This is a genomic window from Merdimmobilis hominis, from assembly GCF_016901855.1.
Lineage (GTDB): Bacteria > Bacillota > Clostridia > Oscillospirales > Ruminococcaceae > Paludihabitans.
Genome location: NZ_JACJKY010000018.1, coordinates 1 through 26,036, shown reverse-complemented (window position 1 = coordinate 26,036; position 26,036 = coordinate 1). Strand labels below are relative to the sequence as shown.

25 protein-coding genes and 1 pseudogene are annotated in these 26,036 nt (G+C 42.0%); 12 read left to right on the top strand and 14 right to left on the bottom strand.

Annotation, left to right across the window (positions count from 1 at the left end; translation table 11 throughout):
- The first annotated feature begins 476 nt into the window (after positions 1-476).
- On the top strand, positions 477-1,643 hold the full coding sequence (locus tag H6A12_RS10215) for a ribonuclease III family protein (protein ID WP_204447545.1): 1,167 nt from the start codon (positions 477-479) through the stop codon (positions 1,641-1,643).
- A gap of 332 nt (positions 1,644-1,975) precedes the next feature.
- Here H6A12_RS10215 and H6A12_RS10210 read toward each other — a convergent pair whose 3' ends face one another.
- Positions 1,976-2,284, bottom strand: a complete 309-nt coding sequence (locus tag H6A12_RS10210) for a helix-turn-helix domain-containing protein (protein WP_204447542.1) — start codon at positions 2,282-2,284, stop codon at positions 1,976-1,978.
- Between the two features lie 143 nt (positions 2,285-2,427).
- Between H6A12_RS10210 and H6A12_RS10205 the strand changes: the two genes are divergently transcribed.
- The 4 genes from H6A12_RS10205 to H6A12_RS10190 all read left to right on the top strand — a co-directional run bounded on the left by H6A12_RS10205 (position 2,428) and on the right by H6A12_RS10190 (position 7,174).
- Entirely contained in the window at positions 2,428-2,904 is a 477-nt protein-coding gene (locus tag H6A12_RS10205) for an SLOG family protein (protein WP_204447539.1), read from the top strand.
- A gap of 287 nt (positions 2,905-3,191) precedes the next feature.
- Positions 3,192-5,942: a DUF3427 domain-containing protein gene (locus H6A12_RS10200; RefSeq protein ID WP_204447537.1), complete on the top strand. Its 2,751-nt coding sequence runs from the start codon at positions 3,192-3,194 to the stop codon at positions 5,940-5,942.
- A 145-nt stretch (positions 5,943-6,087) separates the two neighbouring features.
- A complete protein-coding gene (locus tag H6A12_RS10195; RefSeq protein ID WP_204447535.1) occupies positions 6,088-6,423 on the top strand; it encodes a nucleoside triphosphate pyrophosphohydrolase in 336 nt (111 codons plus the stop codon).
- On the top strand, positions 6,407-7,174 hold the full coding sequence (locus H6A12_RS10190; RefSeq protein ID WP_204447532.1) for a hypothetical protein: 768 nt from the start codon (positions 6,407-6,409) through the stop codon (positions 7,172-7,174). The genes H6A12_RS10195 and H6A12_RS10190 overlap by 17 nt, the downstream gene beginning before the upstream one ends.
- A gap of 135 nt (positions 7,175-7,309) precedes the next feature.
- Here the strand turns inward: H6A12_RS10190 and H6A12_RS10185 are convergent, their stop codons facing one another.
- Entirely contained in the window at positions 7,310-7,447 is a 138-nt protein-coding gene (locus H6A12_RS10185) for a hypothetical protein (RefSeq protein ID WP_204447530.1), read from the bottom strand.
- A 161-nt stretch (positions 7,448-7,608) separates the two neighbouring features.
- Between H6A12_RS10185 and H6A12_RS10180 the strand changes: the two genes are divergently transcribed.
- The 4 genes from H6A12_RS10180 (at position 7,609) to H6A12_RS10165 (ending at position 10,287) form a co-directional block, all read left to right on the top strand.
- Positions 7,609-7,839 (top strand): hypothetical protein, encoded by a 231-nt coding sequence (locus H6A12_RS10180; RefSeq protein WP_204447528.1) that lies wholly within the window; start codon positions 7,609-7,611, stop codon positions 7,837-7,839.
- A 135-nt stretch (positions 7,840-7,974) separates the two neighbouring features.
- Positions 7,975-8,190 carry a hypothetical protein gene (locus tag H6A12_RS10175; RefSeq protein ID WP_345941244.1) on the top strand — a complete coding sequence of 72 codons (216 nt, stop codon included), beginning with the start codon at positions 7,975-7,977 and terminating at the stop codon, positions 8,188-8,190.
- Between the two features lie 36 nt (positions 8,191-8,226).
- On the top strand, positions 8,227-9,201 hold the full coding sequence (locus H6A12_RS10170; RefSeq protein ID WP_243415483.1) for a reverse transcriptase family protein: 975 nt from the start codon (positions 8,227-8,229) through the stop codon (positions 9,199-9,201).
- Between the two features lie 111 nt (positions 9,202-9,312).
- Complete coding sequence (locus H6A12_RS10165; RefSeq protein WP_204447524.1) at positions 9,313-10,287, top strand: FRG domain-containing protein; 975 nt, start codon at positions 9,313-9,315, stop codon at positions 10,285-10,287.
- Positions 10,288-10,478: 191 nt separating this feature from the next.
- On the opposite strand, the pseudogene H6A12_RS13815 reads toward H6A12_RS10165, so the two are convergent.
- From H6A12_RS13815 to H6A12_RS10145, 4 genes and pseudogenes are all read right to left on the bottom strand, one after another.
- Positions 10,479-10,673: pseudogene (locus H6A12_RS13815) on the bottom strand (hypothetical protein); the annotation flags it as partial.
- A 34-nt stretch (positions 10,674-10,707) separates the two neighbouring features.
- Positions 10,708-11,001: a zinc-ribbon domain-containing protein gene (locus tag H6A12_RS10155; RefSeq protein WP_204447522.1), complete on the bottom strand. Its 294-nt coding sequence runs from the start codon at positions 10,999-11,001 to the stop codon at positions 10,708-10,710.
- Positions 11,002-11,480: 479 nt separating this feature from the next.
- On the bottom strand, positions 11,481-12,383 hold the full coding sequence (locus tag H6A12_RS10150; protein WP_204447521.1) for a PfkB family carbohydrate kinase: 903 nt from the start codon (positions 12,381-12,383) through the stop codon (positions 11,481-11,483).
- A 1-nt stretch (position 12,384) separates the two neighbouring features.
- Positions 12,385-13,941 (bottom strand): glycoside hydrolase family 32 protein, encoded by a 1,557-nt coding sequence (locus H6A12_RS10145; protein WP_204447520.1) that lies wholly within the window; start codon positions 13,939-13,941, stop codon positions 12,385-12,387.
- A 475-nt stretch (positions 13,942-14,416) separates the two neighbouring features.
- Here H6A12_RS10145 and H6A12_RS10140 point away from each other — a divergent pair, with 475 nt between their 5' ends.
- From H6A12_RS10140 to H6A12_RS10130, 3 genes are all read left to right on the top strand, one after another.
- Positions 14,417-15,541: a ribonuclease III family protein gene (locus H6A12_RS10140; RefSeq protein ID WP_204447518.1), complete on the top strand. Its 1,125-nt coding sequence runs from the start codon at positions 14,417-14,419 to the stop codon at positions 15,539-15,541.
- 2 nt (positions 15,542-15,543) lie between these two features.
- A complete protein-coding gene (locus H6A12_RS10135; protein WP_204447516.1) occupies positions 15,544-15,714 on the top strand; it encodes a hypothetical protein in 171 nt (56 codons plus the stop codon).
- A 657-nt stretch (positions 15,715-16,371) separates the two neighbouring features.
- Entirely contained in the window at positions 16,372-19,047 is a 2,676-nt protein-coding gene (locus H6A12_RS10130) for a hypothetical protein (RefSeq protein ID WP_204447514.1), read from the top strand.
- A gap of 68 nt (positions 19,048-19,115) precedes the next feature.
- On the opposite strand, the gene H6A12_RS10125 is transcribed toward H6A12_RS10130, so the two are convergent.
- The 8 genes from H6A12_RS10125 to H6A12_RS10090 form a co-directional block, all read right to left on the bottom strand.
- On the bottom strand, positions 19,116-20,327 hold the full coding sequence (locus tag H6A12_RS10125; RefSeq protein WP_204447512.1) for a tyrosine-type recombinase/integrase: 1,212 nt from the start codon (positions 20,325-20,327) through the stop codon (positions 19,116-19,118).
- Positions 20,328-20,470: 143 nt separating this feature from the next.
- A complete protein-coding gene (locus H6A12_RS10120) occupies positions 20,471-21,703 on the bottom strand; it encodes a tyrosine-type recombinase/integrase (protein ID WP_204447510.1) in 1,233 nt (410 codons plus the stop codon).
- Between the two features lie 409 nt (positions 21,704-22,112).
- A complete protein-coding gene (locus H6A12_RS10115; protein WP_204447508.1) occupies positions 22,113-22,967 on the bottom strand; it encodes a nucleotidyl transferase AbiEii/AbiGii toxin family protein in 855 nt (284 codons plus the stop codon).
- Positions 22,964-23,566, bottom strand: a complete 603-nt coding sequence (locus tag H6A12_RS10110) for a type IV toxin-antitoxin system AbiEi family antitoxin domain-containing protein (protein ID WP_204447505.1) — start codon at positions 23,564-23,566, stop codon at positions 22,964-22,966. Before H6A12_RS10110 ends, H6A12_RS10115 begins: the two co-directional genes overlap by 4 nt.
- A gap of 138 nt (positions 23,567-23,704) precedes the next feature.
- The gene (locus H6A12_RS10105) at positions 23,705-23,944 is read right to left on the bottom strand and encodes a helix-turn-helix domain-containing protein (protein ID WP_204447503.1); all 240 of its coding nucleotides are present in this window, start codon (positions 23,942-23,944) and stop codon (positions 23,705-23,707) included.
- A 9-nt stretch (positions 23,945-23,953) separates the two neighbouring features.
- Positions 23,954-24,484, bottom strand: a complete 531-nt coding sequence (locus H6A12_RS10100) for a type II toxin-antitoxin system PemK/MazF family toxin (protein WP_204447500.1) — start codon at positions 24,482-24,484, stop codon at positions 23,954-23,956.
- An 865-nt stretch (positions 24,485-25,349) separates the two neighbouring features.
- Positions 25,350-25,748 (bottom strand): helix-turn-helix domain-containing protein, encoded by a 399-nt coding sequence (locus H6A12_RS10095; RefSeq protein WP_087168774.1) that lies wholly within the window; start codon positions 25,746-25,748, stop codon positions 25,350-25,352.
- 153 nt (positions 25,749-25,901) lie between these two features.
- Entirely contained in the window at positions 25,902-25,997 is a 96-nt protein-coding gene (locus tag H6A12_RS10090; protein WP_204447499.1) for a helix-turn-helix domain-containing protein, read from the bottom strand.
- Positions 25,998-26,036: the final 39 nt, after the last annotated feature.

The window sequence follows — 26,036 nt, the reverse complement described above, 5'->3', positions numbered from 1 at the left end:
AATGTTGTTTCTTGAAGGAAAGGACCAATATATTCGAATGAGGATCCACATCTGATTACATTGATTTTTGTTGTAAAAATCAATGTAAAGCGATAAGTATATTATATATAATATACAATAATAAATCAATATATCTTACGCAAAATGTATTAATTTGTTATTTCCTTCAAAAAACTCATTTGAAGACGATATTCTTTGATTTGCTGGACAGGGTATTTTTGCTATCGCGACACAGAGTATTTGCTGAGCTGATTTGAAATGTTACCATTTATAAGGAAATGTATATGTTGACTCATACACTGCTTTATGATAAGATGAAACTGCTTAAAGGCGTAATTCGTTGAATTTAAGACATTGTATCTTTGTGTTTATTCCTGTTCATGCAAGTGATCCTGAGTAAACACAGAGAAACAAAGAATGAAATTGAATGTGTTATGTCTGACAGCATCTTTCTTATTCTCACGAGAAAAGTGTTTTTGTCAGATGATTATTATGCCTTTTTGCGAAATATGCAGAAAGGTTTTTTTATTATGAACAATAAAGATTTACAGCTTATTCAGAATCAAATCGGTTATTCATTTAAAAATCCAGATCTTCTTCAGCAAGCTTTTGTAAGAAGATCCTATGCACAGGAAAATGGTGGCGAAGACAATGAAGTGTTGGAGTTTATCGGAGATAAAGTGCTCGATTTTGCTGTTGTAAAATTGCTTGCGGAAAAATACGGTTATTTCTTAAGTGCGTGTGATGATTTTGACCCAGACGAAGAATTTGATGAGTTTGCTTGCGATTATAAAGAAAACAAGCTTACGGAAATGAAGAAGAAACTTGTCGAGAAAACAATGCTTGCACATTGCATCGATATGCTTGATTTAGCTGATTTTTTGATCATGGGAAAAGGTGATAGAAATAATCATGTAGAAAGAGAGGCGTCTGTAAAGGAAGATTTATTTGAGGCACTTATCGGTGCAGTGGCTTTAGATTCCGGTTGGAATATTGATGAAATGCAAAGCGCTGTTGAATATATGCTTCAGCCTGAAACTTATTTATGGGAAAGTGAAGATGATAATTATGTTGCAATGATTCAGGATTGGTCTTTAAGACAAAGTGGCCAGCTTCCGAATATTTGCACAATAGGATCGTCTTATGACGAAGAAACATCTCCTTGGTTGAGAAATGGAAATGAAATCCGGTCAACGCCGAAAAGAGATCATACAGCTTGGTTTATCAATGTGCAGGAATATCCGAAGACCCATTTTTGCAGTCGAATGACCTTACCAAACGTCAATAAGGTATTTAAGGGATACGGGCGTTCCAAAAATGAAGCAAGAAAAGATGTTTGCAAACTTGCATATCGTTATCTTGATGAAAATGATATGCTTTTTACAATTCGTGACGAGATTGATAATCCCAACCGAGATATGGCAATCAATCAGTTGGAGATTTTGGCTCGCAGAGGGTATTTTTCCCTACCTACATATACATTTAAAGAAACACACGATGATAACGGCAATCCGATTTGGAATTGCGAATGTCATATAGAGGAAGAAGAGTGCTATTTTGATGAAACATCTTCGAGCAAAAAAGCAGCTAAAAAAGGAGCAGCGTACAGAATGCTTATATATGTGCTCGGAATGGAGAAATAGCGATGGCTGTGTAATGGACATTATGCATTGAAAATAAGCGGTATACATTTCTTTTATATCAGAGAGTTCTGAGCAAGTGTCAGAAAGATAACCGGAATGCTCTTTGCATGGCTGATGCACAATTTTAGGTTGGAAAGTGCTATCGGAGATAAAGATATTGAAAAACGCATGAACTGGTATCCTTTGCGCTTGTACACTTCTACGAACGGCACAGATCTGACACATTCGGAAATAATCTAGTTGTGTGTAATGGTGTATAACTACACAATATAAATGAACCGGTAAGGAGCGAGCTTTATGCATGCTTCTTACCAGTTTATTTTGTCATTATATTATTTTTTAATCTCTTTTGCGAGGGAGATCAGTGTTTCTATTTGTGTGCTGGATAACCCTTTTGCCGCGGAAAGCAGCTCGTTTAATTTGGTAGGGTCGGGTGAATCTGTGTCAAAAAACTCTTTTGGAGTGATGCCTAAATACTCACAGATATAAAAGAAAACAGACATAGAAGGAAGATTGACTCCATTTTCGATATTGTTGATGTATCCTGCACTTTGTCCTAAAGATAAACTCATATCTCTGGCTGAAACACCCTTTTTCATTCGAAGCTCGGTTAAGCGATGCATAAATTGTTCTTTTTCCATCCGATTCACCACCTTGATATATAATTGTACTATTCGGATGAAGAGAATCTATTCGGTTTAATCAGCTATTATTGTTGACTTATCTAATTAAAATAGTTATATTATTTTATAATAACTATTTTAATTAGATTACGGTGTTGAAAATGACGAAAGAAAATACGTGTTGTTTTACAGGTCACAGAAAAATAGCGCCCGCGCAACAAATGATTGTTGCCGAGCACTTGCGCGATACAGTGGAAAAATTGATTCGCGGGGGATTTACGGAGTTTTTAGCAGGAGGTGCGTTGGGGTTTGACACGATGGCGGCGCAATGTGTGCTGTCGCTTAAAGAAAAGTACCCGCACATAAGACTTGTTTTAGCACTGCCATGCGTCACACAAACAAAAGGCTGGAGTGCTGAAGATGTATTGGTTTATGAGAACATCAAACAGCAGGCGGATGAAGTGGTGTATACATCACAAGAGTACACAAGAGGCTGTATGTTTAAGCGCAATCGCTACTTGGTAGATCACAGCAGTGTCTGTGTGGCTTATCTGACGGGGAACAAAGGCGGTACGGCTTATACCGTGGCGTACGCGCATCAAAAAGGGCTGAACGTAATCAATTTAGGAGCGCAGTAACCGCAGGGGGCCTGCGCTTTTGTTTTGTGGTGATAGTTATAGCAGTTGATCCTGCAGTTGTGGGTAAACATGTAAAAATTTATTGTTTTATACGACAAAATATGATATAATGTACTATCATTTTATTTATATTTTGCCTAAATACATCCATGAAAATTACAACAAAACATATAAACCTGCAGCTGTGTGTTATAGAACACCGATTATCGTATGATGTTCTTTAAGAAGTCAAAAAAGGTGTAGCAGAGGGCTTGTGGATTGTTGTTTCCTTTCCACAGGAGAAGAATATGCAGAATCAATTTCTAACCAACTATACAGAAACGACGTTTCTGAGTAAAATCAGGGAGAATCTGCGTCGATGCAGTTCATTTTGCTTTTCGGTCAGCTTTATCAAAAAGGCTGGCCTTGTTTTGCTGTTTAAAGAGATTGAGTCTGCTGTAGAACGGGGATGTGAGGGACGTGTTATCACATCTACCTATCAGAACTTCACGGATATCGAATCACTCAAAAGCTTTTATTCCCTCATGGGCAGGTATCCAAATTTTCAGTGTCATCTGGATTATGAGTGCTTCCACGATTCTGGATATTCTGCGTTGGGATATCACTCCAAAGGATATCTGTTTGCGTTTGACAGTCACCGCGAGGTCATTGTGGGTTCCTCGAACATTACCCGATATGCATTGCTCAAAAATATCGAGTGGGATATTGTGGTTCAGGATGATCACGTGTATGAGCAAGCGATGGCAGAGTTTGAGGACAAGTGGAAGGCCACTCATCTGCTGAATCCGGAGATTTTGAATCTGTATGCGAACAAATTAAACTTTGCGATTGAGCGGTGGGATATGGACTATGACTTGTCTGCCGCCCATATCAAGCCGAACTTCATGCAGAGAAAAGCACTCAAAGAACTAAACCGCTACCGTGCTGTGGGAACCAATCGTGCGCTGGTCGTAGCGGCTGCTGGCAGTGGAAAAACGTATCTTGCCGCTTTTGATGCACTGAATTTTAATCCGAAGCGGTTGCTTTATGTGGTGCATGAGGGATCGATTCTGAAAAAATCCCTGGAGACGTTTCAGGATGTATTCGGAAGCGGAGTGTCATACGGAATCTACAGCGGCACCAGCAAAGAGTCGGATGCAGATTTCGTTTTTTCGACGAATATCACTATGTGCAAGACGCTCGAGCTGTTTCCAAAGGATGCGTTTGACTACATCATCATCGACGAGTGCCACCACGCGACAGCTGAAACCTACAAGAAAATCATTGCCTATTTTGAACCGGAATTTCTTCTTGGGCTTACTGCTACGCCGGAGCGGATGGACAATCAAGATGTTTTCGAGTTGTTTGACAAGAATGTGCCGTATGAATTGAGGCTTAGAGATGCCATTATCAATGATCTGGTCGTACCTTTTCACTACTATGGAATCCGCGATTCTCTGGTGGACTACGGATTGACTGCCAAAGAAGAGCGCCGGCTGATTGCGCAGATGGCCAATGATGAGCATTGTGCATTTATCTCATCACAGATTGAAGCCCATCGTCCGCAGGGGAAGCTGAAAGCCTTGGCTTTTTGTCGAAATGTGACTCATGCACGCATGATGTGCGAAGTGATGGGGGAGCGGTATCACACTGCATATCTGACCGGACGCAACGACATCGGTGAGCGTATCCGTGCATACAACGACCTGCAAAGCGACAGTGCAGAGCTGGAGGTCCTTTTTACGGTAGATATTTTAAACGAAGGTGTAGATATTCCTGGTGTCAACATGGTACTGTTTTTGCGTCCGACTGAATCTTTTACGATTTTTATTCAGCAGTTGGGACGGGGACTTCGAAAATACGATAATAAGTCCTATGTGACGGTGTTGGACTTCATTGGCAACAGCTACAAGCGGAGCGTGCAGATTGCTTTCGCACTGTCCTCGCTGGCGGAGAATTTTGTTGTGGAAAAGCGTCTGATGGCATCTTTGGTGCGGGATGATTTTACTGCGTTAGGCCTTTCTGAATATGGAGTAGAAATTCATATCGATGATTTAAGCAAAGAGGAAATCCTCGACTTCATCGATCAAGAGAATTTTAACGCGATCAAGTACTTAAAACAGGATTACTTTAACTTTAAGAAATACATCAATTCCGAGTTCTATCCAAAGCATATGGACTATCTGAATAACGACTGTGCGCCGGATTTGATCCGCTTTATGAGTATTAAAATCGGCGGAAAAAAGACGGGTTGTTATTATCAATTTCTCAGTGGCATCGGTGAGGAACACTTGCCGGTATTTACAGAGGAGCAGGTGACATTTATCGGAACGCTTTCTGGTCTGCTTCCGCTGGTGCGCCCGCATGAGTATGAAATCATCCGCTGCCTGATGAACGGTATTTACAGGATTGAAGAGATCGATCGTGCGTTGGCAGAAAAAATTTTAGGTTATGAAACAGAACAGCTTGATCACGCGCTGCAATTTTTAAAAGTCGTGACCAGAAACGGGAACGAACTGTCGCTGAATGTGCAGATGGATGATCAGCTGGCCGAATATCTTGACGATCTTTTGACTTATGGTGTTACTCGCTATGATGCGGAGAACGGGAAAGAAACGGGATTTCAGCTGTGGCAGAATTACCGCATGGATCAGGTGCAGTTAAAGCTTTTGAAAAATCCGGGATACACCGCCGTTGGTACCTACTATTACGATGATTATGTGGTGATTTTTGCTTCCCTCAAAAAGGATTTACCCGAAGAGGACAAGCTCAACTATCAAGACAAATTTCTGCAGGCAGATGTGTTCCAGTGGGAATCCATGGCCAATCTGCCGGCATCTCATTTGGAAAAGCTCAACCAAAGTCGATTTGCCCATTTGTTTATCCGCAAGGTTTCGGATGAAAACGGAATTGTACTGCCGTTTACCTATGTAGGAAAGGGAACGCTTCATAACTGTCGAAAGACGGAAAACGGAAACGGCACATATCTGTTTGATGTGGCTATGGAGCATGAACTGCCCGACTATCTTCAGTATGATTTTGGACTGACAAAGGGGTGAAGAAACAGTTGGAGTTTTCCATTCTTATCTAGGAACAGGATACTGTCAAAACAGGGAGAGTAACGACATTTATTGAATATCGCGGAGAAGAACGATCGATCTCCGTTTTGCTTCGCGAATAATCTGATTTTGAGGAGGCAGAAAGATGAGAAGAATAACCTATCATAAACTTGTCCGTGACCGGATTCCGGAAATCATTGAAGCAGACGGAAAAATCTGTGTTTGTGAAGTTCTGTCTGATGATGATTATCTGCGTTTGCTGGATCAGAAGCTGAACGAAGAATTGGCTGAGTATCAGGAGAGCAAATCACTTGAGGAGCTGGCTGACTTGCTTGAAGTCATGCAGGCAGTGGTGAAAGCCCGAGGCTGGACACTTGATGAACTGGAGCAGGTGCGTGCAGATAAGGCGGCTAAACGTGGCGGATTTGAAAAGAAAATCATTCTTAAAGAAGTGATAGAACACTATGCTGATATTTTATAAATCCATTGATTTTTCTGTGCTGAATGCTGGATTTACAGTTCCTGTTATCCATGAAGAAATGCTTTTTTCGAATTTAGGGTTTTCACTTAACAGAGGAGAACGGCGTAAGATCAATATCGTAATGAACGGAGAGACTTATTCAGCGGACATTGTGAATATTCGATTTGATCAAAACAAATATCCGACACATAAGGATTTGCTTCAGATTCGTTATGCAAAAAACAGCCTTTTGGCACAGAGGCTCAGAACAATCTTTTTCCACACGGAACAAATGATTCATAATCAAATAACGCGCGGTGAAAGCAAGCGAGTTGCAGGTATTACAGAAGATCAAAAAGAGTTTTTGGCGGTTTATTCCACGCCAATCTCCGGGACTATACTTTTTGATTGTATCATAAATGAAGAATTTCGCGAGGAAACAAGAGAACTTTCTGCGTTAGGCGAAATAACTGCAGAAAGTATTCTGGACGGGACAGATCCGAACGCAGATATTCTGCTGAAAACACGAGTGTGTAAACTCCGAAAACTCACAAAAACAATTCTGACCGATTTAAAAACAGCCTACGGCTACCGTTGTCAAATCTGCGGAGAATATATCGGAGAAAAATATGGATCTAACCTGATTCATGCGCATCATATTGACTATTTTACAAAAAGCATAAACAATAACACTGAAAATATTATGGTGGTTTGCCCTTCGCTTCCACGTCACGGGCGGCGGGGGTGGGATCTCCCATACCGGGGATCGTGACCTGTTGATCGGTTTTGCCCGACTGGGGCCTGTCCTCTTTGGACGGGGTGGGATTGTCTTTGCTTTTGGAATTGGCCTGCCCAGGAGTGAGAGTCTTTTCTGCCGCAGGAGGTGCTGTGGCCTTGAACATACCCTCTACCGCGCGGGTCTCCAGTTTGGATGGGCAGGCTGTTCCGGCACAGAAGAATCAGCCTTGATGGACTCAGTGTTCTCTACCTTGGCTGGCTCGTCTACCTTCTTGGTATCTGGAATATTCTTTTTATCGTCTGCCAATGAAAACCCTCCTTTGTCGTGAAATAGAAAAAGCCAGCCTCACGGCTGGCCAGTGGAGTTATCCCCTCCCTTCGGATTTTTCTATATGAAAACACCGCCCGTAGTCTTATTGGGCGGTGTTCATAATCTGTTATTTTACATTCTGCGGGAGATATGGTATAATGGCAAATGTCAGTACGAGCGGTCAGATCAGACTTCGTTTGGCTCGTGATCAAAAAGCGGGCGGCGTCGTACCTACGGGTACAGATGCATTTTTTCCGGCAGAAGTGCCATCAGCACCTGTCCACCCCGACACTGTGACACACGGACACGGCGACACAGTAGCTGTCCATGTAGCCAGTGTGTATGCGTGTCTCGTTGTGGCGGTGTATGGTGATTGGGTGTTGAGCTGAACAGTATAAAGCTGTTTGGGAAGTCGGATTTGTGCTGGTGCGAATTAGGATATAAGGCTGCAATATCTCCTTGTTATTGGCGGACGGGAAGTCCCCTCAATTTTGGGGGCCAATAATAACAAGGAGGTGAATTCCGTGAAGAAAACGGACAAGCCAAGTGTTGTCATCAATATCTACGGTGACAATAACAAGGTTTACTTGAATGAGACTCGCTCTCATGTCCCTGCTGTCGCAATTGGCGTGATCATCGTTGCGTTGGTTGCGGTGGCCGTACTGACTGTATCCTGCTGCTGCCCTGAACTACTTCCCGATTTTGTCCGTTGGATAATCGGTAAAGTAGTCAACAGCTAACACCAGCACATTTTAAGAATTGAGGTGTAACACCTTTTGAAATATACCGATTGTCCACTGTACGGAATTCAATCCAAAAAAATGTTGAAATATGTTCTACATATTAAAAACGGTGATTTATTGAGACAGGACTGCGTTGTTTCAATGATTAGTCCCTATATTGATAAAACTAAAAAACCTCGACTCATTGAGCCCCCGCAGGTTGAATTGAAAACTGTACAAAAGCGAATAAAAACATTATTGGGAAAAATCCAAGTACCCGATAATGTTTTTTCTGGTATTAAAGGGAGATCATATTCTGATAATGCTCGTCTCCATTTGGGTAGGAGTAAGCGGAACTTATACAAAATTGATTTGACCGCTTTTTTCCCCTCGATCAGCAGAGAAAGCGTCTACCGTTTTTTCTTTGAAGATTTGTGCTGTTCTCCTGATGTTGCTGAGAAATTGACGAATTTAACTACCGTCGACCTTAAAAAACTCAACCAAAGCAACCTGTTGGAAGTTTATGATTTCTTGGCTAACAAAGGGGTTAAATGCTATAACCATTTGATTTCTGGAGCACCAACAAGCCAAATCCTTTCATACTTGGTTAATCGCAAAATGTTTGATGAATTGCAGTCTTTATCAGATAAAAACAATGTGACAATGACGATTTATGTAGATGATGTGGTGTTTTCAAGTGAACATAAGATTTCATCAGAATTTAGACAATCTGTACTGTCCCTTATCAAAAAATATAATTACCAAGTATCTCGGAAAAAAGTTAAAGGATATTCCAAAACATATCCCAAATTAGTAACGGGGGTTATAATCAATAGCGAAGGCAAGGCTACAATCAAAAATGCACTCAGAAAAAAGATTGTAGTTGAATATGAGCACCTTCGCAATAATCCAACTGACACTAAGAGTCGCCAGCGGTTGCGAGGTTTGGTAACTGCTGCACGGCAGGTTGATAAATCAGCTTATCCTAATATCCGAAAATTTGCTTTTGACAATCCTGCCAAAAACTAAAGCACCGCATTGAATTAAACGGTGGCTTTAGACGATGGCCTTAGTTTTATGATTAATTTTAAGATGAAAGCCCTGCTTGTTGCTTGCAAACCATTGAAAGGGGTATAAAAAATGCAACTATCTAAGATTGGTGAACAAAAAATAAAACGAACTCGACCTTCTAAAAAATTTTCTCCCAAAGTTGTTCAGAACATCTCTAGCCCGTATATAGAAAAAATTAAAATACATAAATTTCAAATAGGACATGAGGTTCCGGTATTTGATGTATCTGATTATAGAGCATTAAACCAGCTGATTGGATATGCAAAGTTTTTGAATACCGATTATGGAGATGTTTACTATCGCGGAGAGGTTCATTTACATCAATCTCTCCTTCCGAGTATTTCGCGTAAGCAGAATTCTTATAAATATGAAGAGGCATTAAATAATGCTATTAAAAATGCGATTGGCGATAATAAATTTTCAGGGTTTGCAAAGTTATCTGGCTTTAAAGGCCGACAAAGCGCAGAATTGATAGTTGAGGCGTTGCTTCAACATTATGGGTATTCGACACACTTTATAGATTTGGTAGACAACCATTGGATTGCGCTTTGGTTCGGACTTAACGAATTCAAAACAATAAAGAAACTATCGGAATATTGTTACTACGAGAAACGGACTATCAATCCAGTTGAACTGGTTACTGCTAAAGACCCTATTGCAGGTATCTACCAATATATGTTACTTGTTGCGGTTGATAATAATACTGCCCCCATTGAACGAGGAATTTATTTTGGAAATGAAACGATCACCATTGATCTTCGGTCCTCACTACCATCTGTTTTTCTGCGCCCACATGCTCAACACGGATTAGTTGTAAGGCGTAATATACATGATCCAGCTGCATCCTTTGATATGGCACAAAATGTTGTAGCAATTGTTCGTTTGCGAATCGATAATGTGATTTCTTGGATTGGCGGAGGTAATTTATTGGAAACTGCTAACCTATTTCCGTCTCCAGCTTATGATTACGGTTATGAAATTTTGCTACAGCGTAAGGATTTATTTGAAAATCAGTATCATAAAATTGCTCAATATATTGAATAATTGACTAACAAATGAGACTTTTTCTGCTTACAGGTTGTTGAGATGCCCGAGTTTTGATATTATGCTACTTTTGCATATTGAAGCATATCTTCAATGCCCTTATGGAGGTGTGTAACCGATGGGGTTGGGAGCCTGATTGCATCGGTAAATAGCCCTTCCAACGGTTATGAAAACGCCACCCATGGTTTCACTCAGGCGGCGGAATGCTCAATATCCGGTTTTTTAGGATAAAAACCTCTTGCTGACGGCTTGCAAACAATTGATATGACTGGATTTCTCCAAGTCCTATAATTGCACTCCGACCAGTATGGACAAGAATATCCCCTCTTGGTGCGGTTGATAATAAGTTGCTCATAGGCATGACCTTTTTTACACACCCACCATACTTTTTTCTGCTGCCAGCAGTTACATCATAAGGAGTTAAATTTGTGTTTTTTCATAATTCCATTCTTGTACTAAGTCGGGATATGTCGTTGCAAGATCATTTACTCCTTTGAGTGCCCGATGACCAGAGCAATACGGACAGCCATAGTTTCTTTTTGCTTGCTGATTAACTGCCATTAGATAGAAATGACCCTCTGGGCACAGCCACCAAACTTCCTTGTTTGACCCAACAGTAATATCTTCCGGTTTTAAATTTCCGTTTTCAGTTGGATGCCACTCTTTCGCTAAATGCGGGCTCAAAGTAGCCAAATCATTTTTACCTTTTATCAATCTGGCTGTAGTTTCCTCTTTAGTAACAAAATGGGTGATTTTATGAATTCTTTCATTTACTATACCACAAAAACAGTGATAAAAAAGATTTTCTCACTCAAATTAATTATATACTAAATAAGATTAACACTGGAAACAAATGACCCGTGTATAATTCTATATGCCGACAGTTTTTAAACAGATAGGAATGGGTGTTGTGGAAAAGGTGCCACCTTTGTTTGATATAGAAATAATATGTGTTCGACATGGATATGTAAACGGGAAGAGGGATCTTTGGGCGATGTCCCTCAGCTTTATTGGGAGGAATAAAAATTATATAGTAAAAAAAGACCTTCTGGCAAAATGAAGTTGGGGTTGGTGAACTGCAATAATATAAAACCAGAAGGTCTTTTCACATGAAAGAAAAGGATATCGAGAATTTAAATCATACTACTCGTATGAATACGATGCTCATGTTGTCATTTTGTAAGATCCACTAGTCATTGAGATTTCATTTCATCAGATATGAGATGTTCAATGAAGCTTTTAGCGGTTCCAGGAATAGCTTCCTTGTGAGCTACAACAAAAGCGCTTATTTTTGCCGATAGCTTGAGAGCGTATGGTATATTTTTTGTTTTTTCATAGAGTGATAAAAAACTTGCACCAAAGCTGTCTCCCGCTCCGACGGTTGATATGACGTCAACAGGTTCAGAAGGGCAGTTGTACGTTTTTTCGTTTTGACAATCATAACAAAAAGATCCTTTTGCGCCGCAAGTGATTAACAACAGTTTTATTTGAGAATATTTTCGGGATATAGAAATCGCCGCATCCTGTAAATTCAAAGCTTCATGAAACAATATTTGTGTGACCAAAGGCAATTCTTCATCACTGATTTTTACGATTGTTGCATTTGAAAGACAGAAACCAATGTTTTCCTCAGAGTAAAAAGGAGCGCGGAGGTTCAAATCGGTATATATTTCAGAAAAGTTGTTATTCTCTAATACAGTTTTTAATTTTGTTCTGTTATACTCCTTGCGTAATGCAAGCGTTCCAAATGCGATGGTGTCAAAATTCGCAGGCAATTTATCAGGCAAAGAAATACGGTCATAGGATACATCTTCAAGGATATTGTAAGAAGGCACCCCGTTTTTATCGAGTGATATACGGCATTGACCGGTTTCTTTTTCTTCCGAGATTGAAATGTATTCGGTTTTTATGCCAAACTCTTTGATTTGTTCAAGGGCTCTTTTTCCTAATGGATCGTTTCCGACAGAAGAAGCCACCCATGCAGTGTCTCCCAATAAAGCAGTATACGCCGCAAAATTCAGCGGTGCACCGCCTAAAGTCTGCTCGTTTTGGCTATAGATATCCCAAATGATTTCACCGAACGAAAGTAGTTTCATGTTAGTTCCCCCAAATCGATTTCAGAGAATGAAGTTCCATATTTTTTATCGTGCAATCCGTGCTTGACGTCATTTCCAAATAGGGAAGATTATAATCACAATATGTTTTCTCATCGATTGTACCAAGATAAATCTTCCCATCGTCAAGATATAACTCTACACTGCATCTGTCTACAAGCATGATCATTTCCCATTTCTCTGTCGTCAGTGTGATAGATGCCGAACTGTCGCTTATTTTTATACTGTTATCTGACTGATTCAGAAAAACATCGATACCGAAAATTTTGAGTGCAAGCTGTGTTGATTCGGCAGGCTCAATGCTCATTTTGATGAGATAAGGCGTTGGTGTAAGCGGGATTCTTTCCGGCATCTCTGCGTGTACAGTAAATTCCTCTATGAATTCGCTTTTATCATAGATGCATGCAATCTCTTTGATTGGGTGCGCGCAAACATAGTACATACCGTCGATTTCTTTTAGTGTGAGTTCCGTAGGAAAGCTCATTTGCCCGCAGATGTTTGGCGTGGGAATATCCCATTTGTCCCAATCAACTCTGATTACTCTGCCGTTTGGCATGCCCGAAAACGTTTGTCCTGCATATGCGCTTTTTCCATAATGCAGGGACTGCGCTTCTTGAATTGGATAAAATCCATCGTTGCCCATGTCGCCGACAATATATCGGTCGTGTGCTCCGATCAATATCCATTTTCTATTTCCGTCCTCTGCAGTAATAGGGAATAGATCAGGACATTCGTTGTCTCCCGGCAGTGCAATCTTTTGAACAAGATTCCAATGAAGCAGATCGTTCGATTTTAATATTCCATAAATATCATCTTCAAGATACAAAGCCATTGCATAAGCGTCCCACTCTTTGCAGAAAACGACCTTTGGGTCTCGGTTAGAACCAACGATATGTGGGACAGCAGGAGAATCACTGTATTTCTTGATTGTTTTAAGCGAATCTGTAGAGTACGCAATGTACTGACTGAACGGATTTGTCGCGGTGTAATACAAAAGAATGGTTGGTGTGTCGCCTGTCTGCAGGCCAAGTAAGTTTCTTTCGTCAACGATTGCGCTTCCGGAAAACATGGCACCGGTTTTATCGGGGAAAAGCGCAATCTTTCTTTCTTCCCAGTGTATCAGATCTGTGCTTACGGCATGTCCCCAATGCATATTGTTCCATTTGTTTTCACACGGATTATGCTGGTAAAACATGTGGTATTGTTCATTGATATAAACCAGGCCGTTTGGATCGTTTATCCAACCGTTTTTCGTAGTGAAATGCACCTGCGGCCGGTACGACTCTTGATACAACGACGGAATATTCATGGTATCCGATTCTTCAAACGAACATTCCATTTCCGGATCAATCGAAACAGATAGAATTTTGCCTATATATTGCGACACGTCAATATATGCGTAAAAATTCGGAGAGAGGTGATCAAGACGGATATCTAACGTATATTCCGGTTTTTCATCGCAGGAAATCATCATTTTTTTGTAAGAAGAGAGTGTGTTTACAGGAAAAATCAGATATTTTTGCTTGACTTCAATTTGCATAAATCATGTCTCCTAACTTGACAAAATAGATTGTTGCCCTTAAATTAACTATAATGTATTCTTGCGCTCAAAGCAACGGAAAAATAAAATCGATAGAGGAAAAAATGTGATATGATTTATACTTTGAATTCAGCAAATCAATATGAAGGATTGGGGCGTAAATCGGAACAACAATTTTTAGAGTTTATCTCTTTCACAAAACATCTGTTTCAAAAAGTGGATATCATCTTGATATTTTCTTGTTTTGTTGGTAATATGGATCCATAAAAGGTATAGCTTTTTAAATTTGAGACATTGTTTTTATTTGTTTATTCCTGTTTATGCAAGTGAACCTGAATAAACCCGTGCAAACAAAGAATTGAATTTAATCTGTTTTACCTGACATTATTCTTTTCTCGATGTTTTATATAGTGGGATTGTTTTTGTCAGGCATTTTTATGCCTTTTTGTAAACTTACGGAAAGGTGTTTTTTATTATGAAAAAAGAATTAGTTTGGGAAATAGTACAAAGGCAAATCGGATATGAATTTAAAAATTTGGATTTGCTCAAACAAGCATTCACTCGGCGCTCTTATACTGAAGAAAAAGGCGGAGAAAACAATGAGGTTCTCGAGTTCATTGGAGATAAGGCACTTGATTTTGCTGTTGTTAAACTGCTTATTCAGAAATATGGACATTTGGCAAATGGCGATCCGGTTGATGGAACAAAGCTTTCTGCTTGGGAACAGAATTTAAAGAGTTCCGGAGAACAGGAGGTCAATTCTTTTAGTTGTGATTACAATGAGGATGAACTCTCTAAAACGAGAAGTCGAATGGTCAATAAAAAAACATTAGCCCAACGAATGGATGAGCTCGGATTTTCAGAACATCTCATTATGGGCAAAGGAGATGTTCAACAAAATATCAATCAAGAAGATTCTGTAAAAGAAGATTTGTTTGAAGCGATTATTGGTGCTGTCGCAATTGATTGCGGATGGGATCAAAATAAAATTCAATTAGTAGTTGAAGCTATGCTGGTCCCGGAAGATTTTTTAATTGACGATATTGATACAAACTATGTTCGTCTTATACAAGAGTGGGAATGGCAGAAAAATGGATGTATTCCTTGGTATAAGTACATAGAAGCCTCGTATCAGATGACGTGGTATATTAAAGAAGAAAATACGATATATCAGCGTTTTCCGTTATTTTATGACTATCATAAGCTGAAATATCATTGTTACCTTAAATTGCTTGACTCACTGCCCATTTTTTGTGGGTTTGGCGTATCTGTTCGTGAAGCAAGAATGGCTGCTTGTAAATTGGCTTACGAATATTTGGATGATCACAATATGCTTTTTACGATTCGTGACGAGATTGATAATCCCAACCGAGATATGGCAGTCAATCAGTTGGAGACTTTGGCTCGCAGAGGATATTTTTCCCTTCCTACATATACATTTAAACAAACATACGATGATGATGGCAATCCGATTTGGAATTGCGAATGTCATATAGAGGAAGAAGAGTACTATTTTGATGAAACATCTTCGAGCAAAAAAGCAGCTAAAAAAGGAGCGGCGTACAGTATGCTTATGTATGTGCTCGGAATGGAGGAGTAGAGATGGCAAAGTATTGTTTTAACTATGATTCAGGAGAATATGAGTGGATAGAAAAGGACGGATACAGCATCGACCGTGGCGAATATGTCTATAACTGGGACGATAGTGAATACCGTAGAGAAGAAGAGGAAGAATATCGGAATTTATTTGAAGATGATGAAGAACAATGGTGATCTTAAAATCAAAGATTACTTTTTGTCCGGAAATAAATTTCGTTGTAATTTTTGCAATCAATTTTTTCTCTGTAAATTTTAAGATCGCACATTCGTAAATAAAAACCTCCTTTGGTACAATGAACGTATCAAAGGAGGTTTTTGCTATGGCTAAAATGATATTTGAAGAAATGGGCGGCACATACACAATGCAGGGCGACTGTTGCCTAGTTATCGTAATTCAACTATAACCGGTGTAGCCTCGTTCTTTTACTTTTTTATTTTTCTATTCAACATGTATGATGTCTTTACATATAATGCTGGTTTCTTTAAATTTTTTGATTGCATATATAAACACAATATGATATAATTGTCGTATAAAATCAATACAGTTTTATGATTAGTCGTTTTAATAATTTATCAAGATGAAAGCTAATCTTTGCGATATGGTTGACACTTCATTATTAGTATAGTGCGAGGAAATGGTGTGGATATCGTTTGCGTACAGAAAAACGTGTCCAGTTTGGAAAGCATATATAAATATTAAAAATATTAACGTTTTGTTCATTAATGAGTTTCGGTCGGTTACAATCAATGAATTACTGGATTGATAATGTGCAGCTCTGATGAAAAAGAGATTTTTACTGTGAAAAAAATATAGCGAAGAGGAGATTTGAGATGAAAAAGACAATTCGAATCACTGCGTTTTTTATGGCTGTCATTCTGTTTATGTATACAGCAGTACCAGTTTGCGAGGCGATCGTTTCACCTGTTCATGGTTTGTGGAATGAGCAGGAGCGACATGCTTCTGGAGATACAGCGTATGCAGTTGTACAAGACACATTCGGTGAATCGGATATATCGTCCATTCCCCCGGTTTATGAAGAAGGGGTAATCCTACTGTATACATATGAACAGCTTTGTGCAGTCGGCAGTGGACAGCCTGTGACAGATGGGGATGCCGTAGAGCTTGGAAGCGGAAATCCTTTGACCGATGACATGGGAAATACCATTTTATATCGTTTGGACGCATCTTATCGAATTGCACAAGATATTGAATTGCCAAAGGGTGAGACGTGGATACTTCCGGCGGGATTTACCGGAACCATCATGCCGAAGACTGCACCGGAGAACGCGGCAGTATACAATGTGGAGAAGCAGGCGATATATCTCTATCATCCCTATCAGCTCGCCGTGATCGCGCAGGACGATGCAGCACAGCAGCCGGTTTTGGCTGACGACTGGAATTCCGCATATTTTGGAATCGGTAACTTGATTTATCCGGATGGAGAAGACGGAACGTTTTTGACATACAGTCCGGAGCATCGCTATATTGTTTCTGCTGATTTTTGTTCTGATACAGCAGAGCCGATGGCAAACACTGCAGTACAAAATCAATCGTCCGATCAATGGGGACGCGATTTTGCGGGTCAGGTAATTAAAGAAATCAACGGGGAAACGTATATTTTGATCGGCAATGCGCAGCAGATGCGTGCGATTGGTTCGGATGATCCCGTTTATACTGCGGTATATCAGGCGGTTCTTAAAGGTAGATGGCAGGTCGATACTGATGAAAACGGCAATCCGATTATGCTGTATGGCGGCGATGCGGATTTGACACAGGCGCAGAACGGACACAAGGACTACACATTCGGAATAGACGGAATTGAAAATGCAGATGGCGGTTTGTTCGAGACCGTCGGGCGCTGCGGCGTCAATCAGCAGACCGGTGAAATCGACCCTAAAATGGATATCGAGGATAGCGGTCAAACGTATTCCATGGATGCAAACTATATTATTTTCCGTAATATCGATTTAAACGGAGAGAATTGGACGCCGCTGACATTTTCGGGAACGATGATCGGTGCGACTTCACAAAACGGTGAACCACTGTGGGATGATACATCGATTACCGCAACGGGTCGCCCTGTGATTTCCAATATCACGGTGAAACAAACGACACCGTTAGAAGTCAATAAATATATTGGTATTGGATTCTTTTCGACGATTTCCAATCAGATGAATATCAATAATGTCGGTGTCAGTGCCGGTCAGGTGATGGTTTCCAATCTGGAGTTGAGCAACGTTTCGGTGCAGACACTGACAAGCAGTACAGAAGACACACAAACGATTCTCAACGCACTGACTTCGGGGCTTGGCTGGATCGTTGGCGGTGCTCTTGATTTGCTGTTGCCGATTCTCACCTTTGGTAATGTACAGTTAAGTTTGAAGGATACGCTGTCGGAATTGCTGAACGCACGCGCGGATAATCCAACACGATTTGCAACGGGTGCTTTTGCCGGACGTATTGAAGGCGACGTAGTGGTGGAAAATTGCGTAGTCACTAACGCGAAAGTGCAGAATGTCAACAACTATACCGGCGGTTTTGTTGGATACAGCACCGGCGTGACGGAATATGATGGTCTTTCTGATACACTGAAATTGACGGTGAATGTTCTTTCCTCCTTGCTCAATGCGATCCCCGGATTGGGATTGGGTGATTTGGTTACCGTTTTGCTCAATAATGTGCTGCCTGTGGATAAGTTAATCCCTACAGGTTACTACAATCCGGTTTTGCGGAATTGCCATGTAGTCGACTTGAATCAGGATGGCACGGTGATCGGCGGAGAGAACACCGATTATGCTGGCGGCTTTGTCGGTGCACAGGTTGGAACACGAACTGTATCATGTTCTGTTTCCTGTGCACAAACTTACAATGTTCAGGCGATATCGTATGCCGGTGGCTTTGCGGGAATTGCGCGGGACGCTGAGATCAAAGGCCTGCTCTCTGAGGTCGGTATTGAACTTCTTCGTGTGACCCAGCCGCAGAGCTTGTTGCTTGACTGTCAAGTGTCAGCACCGCAGGTCACCGTGACGGGCGGAGATTACTTGGGCGGATTTGTTGGCGCACTCACAAACAGCTACGCGATCAACGATACGATAACCGGTTCCGTTTCGGTAAAAGGAGCGGAAAGCTGTATCGGCGGATTTGCGGGCATTGCGACAGTCGGATGGATTTCAAATCTCGGGAAAAATGAAACAACAGATGCAAGCTTGCTGAGTACGGTAAAAGGACTGCTGACAAGGCTTCTTTCCACAGATCCTTCGAAAGCGCAGATGCTGCTCTCGCTCGTAGGAATTCAGCCATCCGCTGTGATGGGGTGTCAGGTAAACAGTGCTGATACCGGTTTTATGGTTGTGGTCAGCGGAAACAGTTACGTCGGCGGATTTATCGGAAAAGGCGACGGCGCCTATCTGACCGAATCGTCACAGCAGTATTTAAATGAGTTGCCGCTGTGGAAATGGCGGCTTGAGACCAGTACAGGCGTACAGTTTAGCGCCTGTTTTCCTTGATTTTATGGGCTTTTTGGCCTCTGCCCTCAAATGTTGCCCCAGTATTTAATCATAAAAATGGGGGCATTTTAGACACCAACAGATGGAGCAAATGCCGCATTTACAACACCCAGAAGTTCCTCCGGTTTATTATACTTCACCTGCGCGTAAATGTCCATAGTCGTCTTACTGTTTTCATGCCCGGCAAGATATTGAACAGTTTTTGGGTCAACGCCTGCGTACAGCAGGTTAGTAATATAGGTGTGACGAAGTTGATGTGGGGTCACATCAAAGTCAATGGCATACACCAACTTCGGGTTATTTTTCTGATGACTGCCAGGGGTGGGTGTCACCGTACACTTCACGCACTGGCCATTTACATACTTATAATAGGTATGCGGTTTTGTGGATCGGACGGTTACATATTTCCAAACCCGCTGGAACTGCGAAGATGAAAGAGGCTGTCCATTTCTGTCAGCAATCACATATTCCGATTCGTTTTTCTCTTTCACTTCCCGCAGGCAGTCTGTCAAACACTTTGGGATCGGAACATCTCTCCGGGCCGCCTTCGTTTTCAGCGTTGTGGAAATCACCGGCCTGTTATTTTCTGAGCGCCATGCTCTCCGTACAGAGATGTACGGCGTAGGAACATCCAGAAATACGCAGTCCCATTGCAGTCCCAAAATTTCTTCGCGCCGCAGACCGGAATATAAAGCGATCATTATAAAGGTATAGGGCGGAAGTCCTCGGACAGTATCTAAAAGCAGCTTCACTTGCTCATCCGTCAAGGCATTTATCTTTTTCCCCGGTTTTCCCCCTTTGGCCGAGAGTCCCTCACAGGGATTATATTCAAGTAACTGGCTTCGCTCTGCCGAATAAAAGACACATTTCAGGAGCATATTTACCTTACTATACAATCCAGCAGATTTTGAAGCCAATGGAATCATCGCAAGCCGAATATCGTCTGCTGTCACATCTGATAGGTACATTTCTCCCAAGGGCTTGACAATATAGTTGTTCATGGTCTGGGTGTATCCCCTCAACGTGCCGGAGGACACCTTTGCCGACTGCATGAGCAGCCATTTCTCGCAATACTCTGCTACCGTTGGATGTTTTCTGCGGAAAACCGCCTCCTCTACCTGGCGTCGGGCCTCCATCTCCTTTAGCTGGAGTTCCTCGCAGGTTTCAGCATACAAATCCACCCTCTTTCCATCTGCATCGGTGATCCGAGTCCTGTAATATTGAATCCCCCTCCGCATGGCAGTGCCATACCGGGGAACATTTTCTTGTTTTTTCGCCATGATTTCAGTTCCTTTCTATTTAATATGTATTTCAGCGCCGATACCTTCTTTATACTGAAAAACCATGGCTCTATCAAAGGTGCGATTCTGGAAAACGCAAAGGGCGGGGAACACTCCCCGCCCTTTGTACGTTTTCCGTCTAATTATTGTGCCGCTTCGTATTCACCGCCATCCCATTCTGCAAAGGCTCCGCTCAAAACTCCTGCCAGTTGCTCCGGCTTGTTGTACTTTACCTTCGCATAAATGTCCATCGTGATCTTACTGCTCTCATGACCAGCCAAGTATTGAACTGTTTTCGGGTCTACCGAAGCATGAATCAAATTTGTGATGTAGGTATGACGAAGCATGTGTGGCGTAACGTCAAAATCCAGGCTATATACCACATGACCATTGTTCCGTGCTTTTTCACCCAGCTTCGGGTAAAGCATATACTTCACATATTTCCCGTCCACAAGTTTGCGGGCCATCCTCGGTTTTGCTGTCCGTGTCACAATATACTGCCAAAGCCGCTTAAACTGCGTATAAGACAACGGCTCTCCATCCTGGTTGGCAATTACATAGTCTGATGTCGATTTTTTCTTTGCCTCTTTCAAGCACTCTGCCAAACGATCCGGGAGAGGGATATTCCGCTCCGCAGCCTTCGTTTTTAACTCTGTGAGAATGACCGGCCTGTTATGTTCCGTGTGCCACGCCCGCCGGACCGTCAAATACGGCGCATCTGTATCCAGATATACCGAATCCCATTGCAGTGCAAGGATTTCTTCCCGCCGCAGCCCAGCATACAGGCCAATCATCACAAATACATAGGGCGGCAACCCGCGAATGGCGTCCAAAAGCCGTTCTACCTGTTCATCCGTCAAAGCCTGCCGTTCCTCCTGCGGAACGCCTCCGCCTTTTGCTTCAAGGTATATCGTCGGGTTTGTATCAATCACATGGCTTTCCTTAGCCGCCCGGAAAATAGACTTGTAGAGGATTACCACGGACTTATAAACTGAAGCCGACTTTTTAGAGACTGGCACAAGGGCAACCTGGATGTCATCCAGGGTTACATCGGCCATTCGTTTCTCACCCAGCTCCTTGATAATATGCCGCCGCACCTTGGATGTATAATCAATCAATGTGGTGGCACGGATATGGACAGACTGCATTAGAAGCCACTTTTCACAATACTCGGCAACCGTGGGGGATTTACGCCGGAATGTGGCGTTGTCGATTTGCTCAAGAGCCGCCATTTCCTTGTCGTAAACTTCCTCGCGGGTTTTTCCGTAAAGAATCACCCGTTTGCCATCTGCGTCCTCAATATCTGTTTTGTAATACTCATGCCCATTTATCTGGACTTTGCTGTACCTGGGAATTCGTTTTCTTTTTGCTGCCATTTTTCTACCTCCAAATGCAATCAGTGTTGTATCTTTGTTTTACCAAAACCACACGATCTGCTCAAAGGTGCGATTTCGCATCTTACACCCTGGACATATAACAGCCGATTGATTCTCTCTGAGAAAACCAACCGGCTGTCCATTTCAGATATGAAGTTTTTTAATCCCCTAAGTGGAGAGGCATAGCATAAATTCCATCTAAAATCAAGTTTATAACATCAATCTTATAAACTTTTATTTTTCAGAAGTTTATAAGATCGTGGTGATGTTTGTCGGAACGTGCCGCTTTCACAGCCAATCCCATTAAATGAAGCAGAGGATTCACAAATATGAGCCACATGACCTTTACCTGAAAATTTTTCATTGGCTTTACATTCTCCGCATACTTTACAATAATGGCCGTGTCTTTTCATAGGCTTGATTCCTTTTCACAGAGAGCGTACAGACTGCGGACTGCCTCCATGATGATGTTCCACTCCAGCTCTGCCGCATAGGAAAACTTCCTACGGTAAGATTCCCAAAGTTTCTGCATAATAGGACTGTTTTCTACTTCATCCAAAACGTTCTTTGCATCTGTAAGATATTTTTCTGTTCCTCGCTTATTGGCAGTTGCCAACAGTGCATCATGGAGTGTATGCTGGTTCAGTGTGCTCCCGTGGAGCTGTTCCAGAATATAAATGTCATAGAAATCTCTCATTCGGGTATTGGTCGTGGTTCTGGTAATAATGGTTTCCATCTTCTCCGCCAGAACCGTTTCCAAATTGTACGCCCAAATGTCAATGGAGCGATCTTCCAGCATCAGTTTGAAAGAATAGCGGACCTCTCTGGGAGTAATGACGTCCCCCGTAGAGATGTCAATTTTCAAAGGCGTTACTACACCGTCAAAAGTTGTCGTCAGATTCACCCGAATCCCAGGATACTCCGCTTCGTCCATAATCTCTGAAATGCTTTTCAACTGGAATTTGACACCATCATCAATCGGAACACTCACAATAGCAGAAATCAGGTTTTCTATGTCCTCTATATTGACATTGGCTCCTTTTACAGTAGCGTCCAAATCCATCGTGGAACGGGCATCCAGCCCGACCATAGCGGCTACCAGCATACCGCCTTTCAAAATGAACTTGTCTCGATATTCGGACAGGGAAATCCGTTCCAAAAAACGCTCCATCATATAGTTACGCATAAGAATTTGTGCATCCGCTGATTTTTGTCTGGACAGGTTCCGAATCAAATCCTTGAGCTGCCTTGCCGTCCTTATCATAAAAGTACCTCCAAATACTGCCGTAAAATTTTTTCTACTCGGAACATCCCAGCATAGCGCATCAAAGTTCGCAAGTCTTTATCTTTTCTTCTGGCATACATCTTTAAAGCTCCTTGAAAAGTCTGCATCTCTATACTGTTTCTGCTACGGATCAGATCGCAGATAGTTCGTTCCATATCGTAGATGGGCACTGCATGACCGAAAGGTGTTTGGCCGGTAGTCAATCCAATTTCATATAACTCCGACTTTATAGTATAAACAGAAAACCCTTCTGCCTTTAAGCGAGTTGTACTGTAACCTCTGCGTACTGTTATCGCGTATGGAGAGGGTTCCCGATCTGTCAGGTCATGAAAAAATAACGCTGATTCATGGGAAAATATTGCCTGGCTGCATCGCAGATGTAAAAGGAACATCCCATCAACCCAAGCATCTTCGGAAACATAGATACCATGGGCAACCTGTTGAAGATTTTTCTTTTTCACATATTCATAAAAGATGGCCTTTGCAATTCCACAGTCGATTACCTGTGAAGTTCGCAACATCCCATCATGTTCTACTATCAGTTTGTCTAATTGCTCAAATCGCTTCGATTTGATCATTATTGCCACTTCCTTTCGTGCTACTATTATACACGAATGTAGCACGAAAGTAAATACAATAATTAACAGACACTACCTACCATTTTTCATAAATACCTATTTGTACTGCCACCCCTGCACGATAAATCTTTTGGTTCTTCACAAATGCTGTGCTTTACCATTACGCACATTTCGGTAGGTCGCTTTCTTTTCCACAGGTTTTGCCCGATAGGTGCATTTGGCAACATATTCTTGAAGGTAGGCAGAAGTGAAATATACGCACCCATTCGGCACATACTGAATATAGGAAATCAAACCGCTGTTTCTGGCTTCATCCAACGTGGCAAGGCTGATTCCTAACAGTTTTGCCGCCTCCTTACGAGTAATCAGCTTTTCCATATCCAATCTTCACTTCCTTTCCTTCTTTTTTACTACTTCATAATCAAAACCAGGCCGCTGGCCGCAGTAGGTGCAGATGTCCTTTTCCACCCGGCCAGGGTGGAGCCTGCGCAAATAATAAGAGCCTGTGCCGTAGAAGTTATTGGCACAGGCCGGACAAAGGCACATGATTAAGTTTTTCGGTGTTTCTTCAATCAATCCCACACTGACAGCCAGGGCGCGGTTGAGCCGGCGAATATGCTGTTCCTCCAGATGTCCGATGTACGTTTCCAGCCGCCTTTTATCAATGGTGCGAAGCTGCTCCATTAGCACCAGAGAAGGCAGCTCCAGGCCGTTCTCTGCTTTGAGAAGGTAATGAGTGGGCAGCTTGGCCTTGGCGTCCACTTTGCTGGATATGGCCGCCACAATGACCGTGGGGCTGTGCTTGTTTCCAGTATCATTCTGAATAATAAGGACAGGGCGATAACCTTCCTGCTCGGAACCGATTCCCCGGCCCAAATCGGCATAGTACATATCGCCGCGATGATATGTTCTGTTCATGCTTTATGACCTCCCTTTGAAATGCAGGCGGCTGATGCCGCCTATGTAGAGCCGGACAGCAGAACAGTATGAAGGCCGGGGAGTGATAAAACAATCCTCTTGTTTTCATTGGCCCGTCCTGCTGTACGGCCCGTATTTCAAAGGTGCTCCTATTTGTCCTCGACACCCCGAAGCACCGTGGTGGGAAGTCATCAAACGGCTGGCAGCTCACCAGCTCCACGGGGAATCTCACCCCTCGCGTGGTTCTCACGCAACCGCCCCCATTGCCTGCGACGGATCACGGCAAAATAGAGCCGCTTCAACGCTCGGACGTTAGGCTGGACGGGAGTATCGCTCCGCTGCTGGTCATGGCCGTACCGGGAGCCGCCCGGTACTGGCAGCCTGCTGTTTCTCGCTCCTTGTCAGGAAGAACAAACCAAAGACCTACAATTTCTTTTTTCGGTGGTGTCTCGTTGTTTTCTCCCGGCAGATCACCGCGCAGCCGCTACCTGGGCTTTGGCTTTCGCCAAAGCAGCGGGAATGTGCTTGATGAATGGGTATGCAGTTTTCAAAGTGCCGTGAGGCCATAAAAAGAACCTCTCACCCTATTTGCCGTTGAGGGTGAGAGGTTGCACAACGATTATTCCAAAATTTTTTTATTTTCTTGAGGGCCATCATTTTCCGAACATGAACAGCATTGCAGTACACGCCAGAACACCAGCCATATATTGCCATTTCACAAGTTATCTTGGTATTCTGATACCATCAGCAGTCCTCCTTCTGAAAAACGGCATAAGAAAAGCAGGAAACCTTTTAATTTCCTGCTCGGTGGCGGCTGGATATTTAATTTTGTATGGCTCGGATGGCTTTGCTAAATGATTAGTTATTAAGTACTTCCCCAAAACCATTCTATGTCGGGAAAAAACAAATGCAGAATAAATGATAAAATAACTATTCCCAGCAATATGACACCAACATAACAAAAGATTTTTACTAATTTTCTGGACTTGTTTTTTACATTTTCAACATCTAAATAAATAGACGCCACTTTCTCATCAGTTAAATTTTTATCGCGTATATCTTGAACATCAATATCTTTCACCAACTCATCCAAAGTCATATCAAAGTAGTCACTCAACATAACTAATCTTTGAAAATCCGGGTAAGATTGTCCAGATTCCCATTTAGAAATGGTTTGCCTCGAAACCTGAAGTTCCATTCCCAATTCCTCTTGCGATAAGCCTTTCGTTTTTCTAATGGACATAAGTTTCTCATTAAACTTCACTTGCAAAATCCTCCTTGCGTTTGTTGTATCAAGTATATAGTTTTCGGGTTTTACTGGCAAGCAAGAAGTGTTGGCAATTTGTCAATTCGCTGTAACATCTTGAAATTTAAGCGTTTTGAAAGTATAGGTAAACCTTTCAAGACATAAATGTAGTTATTTGTTGACACATACGCCTAACGGATAGGATAGTTCCTCCTGTGACAGCCCGGCTTCTTTCCGCAGCTTTTGTATTTTTTCCCCGAAGGTCATATTGGTATCCTCCTTTCGCTATCAGTATACGATTTTTAC